Annotated in this window: 7 protein-coding genes; all 7 read left to right on the top strand. The window is 59.7% G+C overall.

The annotated features are described in order from the left end of the window. A partial coding sequence (locus BLT00_RS30530) for an RHS repeat-associated core domain-containing protein (RefSeq protein WP_175483408.1) occupies positions 1-1498 on the top strand: 1498 nt, incomplete at its 5' end. Continuing rightward, positions 1495-1890, top strand: a complete 396-nt coding sequence (locus BLT00_RS30535) for a hypothetical protein (protein WP_092150584.1) — start codon at positions 1495-1497, stop codon at positions 1888-1890. The genes BLT00_RS30530 and BLT00_RS30535, both read left to right, overlap by 4 nt. A 199-nt stretch (positions 1891-2089) precedes the next feature. Next, entirely contained in the window at positions 2090-3343 is a 1254-nt protein-coding gene (locus BLT00_RS30540) for a cystathionine gamma-synthase family protein (RefSeq protein ID WP_092150581.1), read from the top strand. A 151-nt stretch (positions 3344-3494) separates the two neighbouring features. Beyond that, on the top strand, positions 3495-4925 hold the full coding sequence (locus tag BLT00_RS30545) for an amino acid permease (RefSeq protein WP_092150577.1): 1431 nt from the start codon (positions 3495-3497) through the stop codon (positions 4923-4925). A gap of 59 nt (positions 4926-4984) precedes the next feature. Then, positions 4985-5869: a LysR substrate-binding domain-containing protein gene (locus tag BLT00_RS30550; protein ID WP_092150574.1), complete on the top strand. Its 885-nt coding sequence runs from the start codon at positions 4985-4987 to the stop codon at positions 5867-5869. A gap of 30 nt (positions 5870-5899) precedes the next feature. Beyond that, on the top strand, positions 5900-7264 hold the full coding sequence (thrC, locus tag BLT00_RS30555) for a threonine synthase (protein ID WP_092150571.1): 1365 nt from the start codon (positions 5900-5902) through the stop codon (positions 7262-7264). 11 nt (positions 7265-7275) lie between these two features. Further along, the gene (locus tag BLT00_RS30560) at positions 7276-7713 is read left to right on the top strand and encodes an Lrp/AsnC family transcriptional regulator (protein WP_003205952.1); all 438 of its coding nucleotides are present in this window, start codon (positions 7276-7278) and stop codon (positions 7711-7713) included. Positions 7714-7825: the final 112 nt, after the last annotated feature.

The raw sequence follows: 7825 nt of genomic DNA on the forward strand, positions 1-7825 counted from the left end.
CGAACACCGCTTTGTCGGCGGTCGCGAACGGCAACGCCAGCAAGGCCGGCTGCTCAGTGACTACGACTACGACGAACAGGGCCGCCTCAAGGCCCAGACCGTGTGGCAGAGCCAACAGCAGCAACTGTTCTGGCGCGATTATGCCTACAGCGCCAAGGGCAACCTGCAAACCCTTTCCGACAACCGAAGCCGCCGCAGCTACCAGTACGACCCGCTGGATCGCCTGACCCGCATCGACTTTTCCCACAGCGACCCGCCGGAACACTTCTGCCACGATCCGGCCGGCAACCTGATGATGCAGGACCGCCCCGGCCCGACCACCCTCAAGGGCAACCGCCTGCTGAAAGAGGGCGACCGCCACTATGACTACGACGCCTTCGGCAACCTGATCCGCGAACGCCGCGGCCAGGCTCTGGTCAGCGCCTACCGCTACGACAGCCAGCACCGCCTGATCGGCGTCACCACGGCCGATGGGCGTGAAACCTCCTACCGCTACGACGCCTTTGGCCGACGCATCAGCAAGACCGTGGATGGCCTGACCACGGAATTTTTCTGGCAGGGCGACCAGGTCGTCGCCGAAAACAGCCCGCGCCACCACCGCAGCTACGTCTACGAACCCGGCACCTTCCGCCCGCTGGCGATGCTCGACGGCGAAGGCCCCGACGCCCGCCCGTTCTACTACCACCTCGACCACCTGGGCACCCCCCAGGAACTGACCAACCCCGCCGGCCAGATCGTCTGGTCGGCGCGCTACAACGGCTACGGCCAACTCACCGAACTCCAGCACGGCGGCGGCGAACAACTGGAACAACCGCTGCGCTTCCAGGGCCAATACTTCGACCCGGAAAGCGGCCTGCACTACAACCGCCACCGCTACTACAATCCCGGCACTGGCCGCTATCTGACGCCTGACCCGAGCAAATTGGCGGGTGGGCTCAATGGGTATCGCTACACGGTGAACCCGACGGGGTGGGTGGATCCGTTGGGGTTGGTGGATTGTCCGGGGAAGGGTGGGTGTCGGCCGGCGGTTGGGGAGCAGGATCCGGCGGCGAAGGTAGCTGTTAGTCGAACAGAACCCAAGCTGCCTACTCCTAAGAAAGAAGAGGATTTTCTGTATCGCGGTGATGAGCGAGAACCAGAAGATGTTTTTGAAAATGGCTTTAAAAGCAAAGGTAAAAGCAAGGATCTATTTTTACACTCTTTGGATAGTGATTGGCCTCCTAGTTATTATATTAGTACCTCCTACTCACGAAATGTGGGGAAGAAGTTTGCCACTGGTGAGTACACGAGGATAGGGTACTTGTATACATTGCAAAAAATCCCAGGGCATGATCTACAAAAGGAGCTGGGAGCTGCATATTTGTTCGGGGCTGAAAAAGAGATTGCAATTCCAGGTCGTATAAGTAACGAGGATGTGCTTGGTGCAACCTTAATACTTGATAATGGAAAGGAGTTTGGTTACTCCATCCCTAACCCTAATAGGAAGATAAAAAAATGATTTCTACAGTGGAGGTGCAGGTATCTAGAGAAGGAAAAAAAGAACGAACCTGTCTTGTATGTGACTCTAACAAAATTGCGATTACTTTCTGCGCGACAGATGGTGTCGACAAAACTTATGTAGGTGGAAATTTTTATAAGTGCTTTGCGAATCTTAGGCGAGACAATCCAGATGTCACCTTTTTCTGTAAAGGTGCCAAGAGAAATGTTTATCCGTCCGGCATGTCGGCACAGATGTCGCTTGGGCTAAAAGCGTATGAGTTGAGTATGGGTGTCACTCCATCACTCGATGATATCGTTTATATATTTGAATATGATGATAGTAACTTGGCAAACGATCCGGATGAACAAGAAGCTTTCTTTAAGGAATGGGTTGAGTCTCGTTTGATATAGCTATGAGCATGAAATGGCAATTTTCGAACAGGTAGGTTCATCACTGATCAACCTACCCTTACCTCACCCCCCCAGCCATTAAAAAAACCACCCCTTTGGCACCGATAACATCGTTTCTCGGTCGCGCGGCTTTTCCCTATATTGGCCCTCAGATCCGGTGGATGGCTCAACGTCCACCCCCTCAGTGTGAGTAGCCTCAATGAACAATAAACCTGACAGCACAGGGCTTGATAATGCGGGAGCAGGAACCCGGGCGGTTTGGGGTGGGGAGCAGGTCAGGCACCCCTACAACGCCACGCAAACCCCCATCGTGGCCAGCGCCGCGTACGGTTACGACGACATCGACGTCTGGTACGACGTCGCCTTGGGCAAGGCCCCCGGTTTTATCTACAGCCGCATGAGCAACCCGACCGTCGAGACCCTCGAAGCCAAGATTCGCGAGCTGGAAATGGCCGAGTCCGCCGTGGCCTTCAGCAGCGGCATGGCGGCGATCAGCAGCGTGCTCTACACCTTCCTGGCCCATGGCGATCGCGTGGTGTCGACCAAGGACAGTTACGGCGGCACCAACAAGATCTTCGAAGAGTTCCTGCCGCGCACCGGCGTGACGGTGACCTTGTGCGAGACCTTCGATCACGACGATCTGGAGCGTGAAATCGCCAAGGGTTGCCAGGTGCTCTACCTGGAAACCCCCACCAACCCCACCCTGAAAATCCTCGACATCCCGCGCCTGGTGGCAGCGGCCAAGCGTGTCGGTGCCGTGGTCGTGGCCGATAACACCTTCGCCACGCCGCTGAACCAGAGCCCACTGGCCTTGGGGGTGGACGTGGTGATTCATAGCGCGACCAAGTTTCTCAGCGGCCATGGCGACGTGCTCGGTGGCCTGGTGTGTGGCAGCGAAGCCTTGATGGCCCAGGTGCGGCATTATCGGGAAATCAACGGCGCGAGCCTTGACCCGTTCTCGGCCTACCTGATCATCCGTGGCATGAAGACCCTGGCACTGCGCATGCGTCAGCAGCAACACAGCGCCCGGGCCCTGGCCGAGTTTCTCTGCACCGAACCGTTGGTGGAGGCGGTGAATTATCCCGGCTTGCCCAGCCACCCGAACCACGCCGTGGCTTGCGCGCAAATGTCCGGTTTCGGCGCCATCGTCAGTTTTGTCCTGGTCGGTGGCATGGACACGGTCAAATTGCTGCTGCCACGCCTGCGCTTCGCCCATTGCGCGGGCAACCTGGGCGCGGTGGAAACCATCTACGGCCCGGCCCGTACCACCAGCCATGTCGAGAACACCTTGGAAGAACGCCTGGCCCTGGGCATCTCCGAAGGCTTGGTGCGGGTTTCGGTCGGCATCGAAGACACGGACGATCTATTGGACGATCTGAAACAGGCCTTCGCCTTCGTCAAAAAGACCCTCACCCCGCAACTCAATGAAGCCCCTATCGAGACCGCAAGCTGAAGTTTGAAAGTTGGTACCCCGCCACAAGGCTGTGAGTGGGGCGTTCATGAATAGGAATAATAATAAAGCTTAGTGGCGATGCACTTTTACTCTGCCCAATAACTTGTCGCGGACGTTAATGCGCGCCCTAACAACTTTCATGAGAACAATCATGTCCATAAAAGAACAACAACTTAATACGCGTGCCGGTTTTAAACAGGAAATGCAGACGCGCCATATTGTCATGTTGGCATTAGGCGGCGTCATTGGTACCGGGCTGTTTCTCACGTCCGGGTATACCGTCAACCAGGCCGGCCCCATGGGCGCGGTGATCGCCTACATCATTGGCGCGCTGATGGTCTACATGGTGATGATGTGCCTGGGTGAACTGGCGGTGCAGATGCCGGAAACCGGTTCGTTCAGCACCTACGCCACACGGTTTCTAGGCCCGGGCACCGGTTACACCGTGGCCTGGTTGTATTGGCTGACGTGGACGGTGGCCATCGGTTCCGAATTCACCGCGGCCGGCATTCTCATGTCGCGCTGGTTTCCCGACACACCGGTGTGGATCTGGAGCGCGCTGTTCGCCGGCGTGGTGTTCCTCTCCAACGTGATCTCGGTGCGTTTGTTCGCCGAGACCGAGTTCTGGTTGTCGTTGATCAAAGTGTTGACCGTGGTGGTGTTCCTGCTGATTGGCGGTGGCGCGATTCTTGGCCTGTTGAACATCGACCAGGCCCACAGCATCGGCTTGAGCAACTTCACCCGCGAAGGACTTTTTCCTACCGGTTTCATGCCGATTGCGATGACGCTGCTGGCGGTGTCCTTCGCGTTCTCCGGCACTGAGCTGATTGGCATCGCCGCCGGTGAAACCAAGGACCCGCAACGCAATGTGCCACGCGCCATCCGCACCACGGTGCTGCGCCTGGCGGTGTTTTTCGTCGGGACCATTTTTGTCCTGGCGACCTTGTTGCCCCGCGAGCAGGCCGGTCTGGTCGAAAGCCCCTTCGTCACAGTGTTCACCTACATCGGCATTCCATACTCCGCCGACATCATGAACTTCGTGATCATCAGCGCCCTGTTGTCGGCGGCCAACTCCGGGTTGTACGCCGCCTCGCGGATGCTCTGGACCCTCAGCGACCAAGGCCACCTGCCCAAGCAGTTCTCGGCCCTGACCCGCATGGGCACGCCGCTCAACGCGATCATCGTCAGCATGGCCGGCGGCGCCGCTTCGTTGCTCAGCAGCGTGTTTGCCGCCGACACCATCTACCTGGCGCTGGTGTCGATTTCCGGCCTGGCCGTGGTGGTGGTGTGGATGAGCATCGCCGCGAGCCAGATCGCTTTCCGGCGTCACTATGTGGCCAACGGCGGCGACATTCGCAAACTCAAGTTCCGGGTTCGCGGCTATCCGTGGGTGCCGCTGGGGGCGCTGGTGTGCTGCAGCCTGGCGTGCATCGGGATCGCCTTCGACCCTGAACAACGGGTGGCGCTGTACTTCGGCTTGCCGTTCATCGCCTGGTGTTACTTCGTGTATTACATTACCCGCAAAAGCCGCGAGCGACGCTTGTCGGTTGCCCTCGTGGCACAACCGTCCGACGCGTTCTAAGGCGCGTCGACGGGGCGGGCAAACGTGCCCGGTGCGTGGGGGTCAACGAGGTCCAGATCATGAAGCAAAAAACGTTGCCCCCGTTGAACTGGCTGCGGGCATTCGAAGTGTCGGCCCGCTGCCTGAACTTCACCCACGCCGCCGACGAACTGTTTTTGACCCAGGGCGCGGTCAGCCAGCAGATCCGCCAATTGGAAAGTCACCTGGGGGTGGCGCTGTTCAAGCGCCTGCCCCGTGGCTTGGGCCTGACCGAAGAGGGCCAGGCCTACCTGCCGGTGGTGCAGGACGCGATCACGCGATTGGCGGTGGGCACCAACGAAATCTTTGGCCAGCACAAGCGCCGGCCAATCAAGGTGCGCGGCAGCCTGGCGTTTTTCGTGCACTGGCTGGCGCCGAAACTGGTGGATTTTCGCCAGGTGCATCCGCACGTCGACATCCGCTACATCAGCAACATCTGGGTCAAGGAACTGGACGGCGAGGACGACATGGAAATTCGCTGGGGCCACGGTCAATGGCCCGGCCTGGTGTCGCAACGCCTGACCTGGGACACCTTGTTTCCGGTGTGTTCGCCAGCCTTGATGACGACGCTGAAGGTGCCGGCGGACGTGGCCAAGCATCCATTGCTGCACGTGCTGGGCTACGAAGAGGGCTGGGGTTACTGGCTGAAAATGGTCGGTGCCGACTCGGTGGATTCCTCGACCGGCATGCAGTTCGACACGTTGGTCTGCACCTTGCGCATGGCTGAACTGGGGCAGGGCATCGCCCTGGCGCGGTCGTCGATGGTCAGTGACATGCTCGGCGACGGGCGCTTGGTCGAACCCTTCGCCCAGCGCATCGAGGCCAGCGAATCGTTTTACCTGGTGCGCAGTTCCGGGGCCGAGCAACACCCGGACGCGGTGCGGTTTTCCACCTGGCTGGTGGAGCAGGCGCATCGTTTCAAGTGAGCCGTTTCAAGTGAATATCCGGAGTTGACCATGCGCTATGTGAGTACCCGAAATTCAGCCGTGCAGGTCGATTTCGAAAAGGTTGTGCTGTCGGCCATCGCCGAGGACGGCGGGCTGTTCGTCCCCGTCGAACTGCCGCAGTTCGAACCCCAGGACATCGCCAACTGGTCGACATTGTCCTATGACGAACTGGCCTATCGGGTGATGCGTCCGTTCGTGGGCGAGGCGATCCCCGAGGCCGATTTCAAGCGGGTGCTCAAGGAGGCCGGCAGCCAGTTCAGCCATCGCTCCCTGGCGCCGTTGCATCAGGTGGATCGCAATGAATGGGTCCTGGAATTGTTCCATGGGCCGACCCGCTCCTCGAAGGACTTTGCCGCGCAATTGCAGGCGCGGCTGGTGCAGTACTTTTTGCGCAAGCGCGGGCGTCGCGCGGTGGTGATCGGCGTCACCAACGGCGATACCGGGCTGGCCGCCATCGAAGCCTTCAAGCACTGCGACGAGACCGATGTGGTGGTGATTTATCCCGAAGCCGGCGTGCCGCAAGACCAGCTTCAAGACCTGCAAGCGACGGCGCATCCGCGGGTTCATCAAGTGGCTGTCGATGGCAGTTTTGATGAGTGCCAGACCTTGGTCACCCAACTGTTCCGACAGCACGAGGCGATCAGTTTCAATTCCAGTAACTGGGTCAGCGTCATGGCGCAGTTGGTGTTTTATTTCCATGCCGTGTTGCAACTGGGCGGCGGTCAGCGGCCCATCGGTTTCAGCGTGCCCGCGGCAAGCTTTGCCGAAGTCTATGCCGGCTACATCGCGCAGAAGATGGGCTTGCCCATCACGCAGATGATTGTTGCGACCAATCAGAATGACGCGCTGCATCAGTTCTTTTTGAAAAACCATTACTCGCGATTGCGCGCCAGCAAGACCCTGTCGCCGGCCATGGACTTGTCGATTTTTTCCAACCTGGAGCGGTTTCTCTGGGAGCTCTATGGGCACGACGACCAGGCCGTGAGCGCACTGATGCACACCTTCGAAACCCACGGCGAAATGACCATCGCCAACGAGTTCTGGCTACAGGCGCGGATGATCATCGACTCGTACGCGGTCAGCGATGAGCAGACGCTGGAGGAAATCACCTCGCTGCATCGCGACACCGGCTACGTCATCGACCCCCACACCGCCACCGGCGTGCTCGCGGCGCGCTTGTACCGGCGCAGCCTGGTGGCGCCGATGGTGACCTTGGGCGAGATCTCCCCGGCCAAATCGGCGGTGTTGCTCGGCGAGTTGGGGATCCACATCGCGGCGCGACAACGCCCGGTTTCCGAGCATGGCCCGGCGCAGATTCATCGCCTCCAGCCGGACGACCTCGGTGCCCTCCATCAACTGCTCGGCGCCCTGTAACCGGAGGCCCCATGAAGCGAATTCTCGATCCCCTCGACGAACGCATCATCGCCGAACTGCGGCTCAACGCCCGCGCCGCCCACGCCGAACTGGCAGCCAAGGTCAACCTCTCGCGCAACGCCGTGCGCCAACGCATCGAACGCCTCGAACGCGACGGCGCGATCCAGGGCTACACCGTGCGCACCGGGGAGGGCGCGCACGCGTCGTCGAACATCAACGCGGTGATCTTCGTCTACCGCTACGACCGCATGCGCGGTGCCGAGGTGTTGCAAGCGTTGCAGGCCATGCCGGAAGTGCTGCAGTGCGATGTGATGAGTGGCGAGTTCGATTTGATGCTGCGGGTGGGCGCGGCGAACCCGGAACGGGTGCATAAAGTGTGGAAAGAGATCTCGGCGTTGCCCGGCGTGGAAAACACAGTCACTTCGTTCGTGCTGTCATCGGTGGTCTAGGCGCGCTATCCGCTGCTGATGCCCGCAGACGCCCCAGCCACCACAACCCCCGTGGCGAGGGAGCTTGCTCCCGCTGGGCTGCGAAGCAGCCCCAACCCGATTGACCGCAATC

This window comes from Pseudomonas sp. NFACC51, from assembly GCF_900103575.1.
GTDB lineage: Bacteria > Pseudomonadota > Gammaproteobacteria > Pseudomonadales > Pseudomonadaceae > Aquipseudomonas > Aquipseudomonas fluorescens_Q.

Excerpts from the sequence above, each read along its gene's own strand:
- BLT00_RS30535 (WP_092150584.1), top strand. The coding sequence starts at position 1,495 with ATGATTTCTACAGTGGAGGTGCAGGTATCTAGAGAAGGAAAAAAAGAA.
- BLT00_RS30540 (WP_092150581.1), top strand. The coding sequence starts at position 2,090 with ATGAACAATAAACCTGACAGCACAGGGCTTGATAATGCGGGAGCAGGA.
- BLT00_RS30545 (WP_092150577.1), top strand. The coding sequence starts at position 3,495 with ATGTCCATAAAAGAACAACAACTTAATACGCGTGCCGGTTTTAAACAG.
- BLT00_RS30550 (WP_092150574.1), top strand. The coding sequence starts at position 4,985 with ATGAAGCAAAAAACGTTGCCCCCGTTGAACTGGCTGCGGGCATTCGAA.
- thrC (WP_092150571.1), top strand. The coding sequence starts at position 5,900 with ATGCGCTATGTGAGTACCCGAAATTCAGCCGTGCAGGTCGATTTCGAA.
- BLT00_RS30560 (WP_003205952.1), top strand. The coding sequence starts at position 7,276 with ATGAAGCGAATTCTCGATCCCCTCGACGAACGCATCATCGCCGAACTG.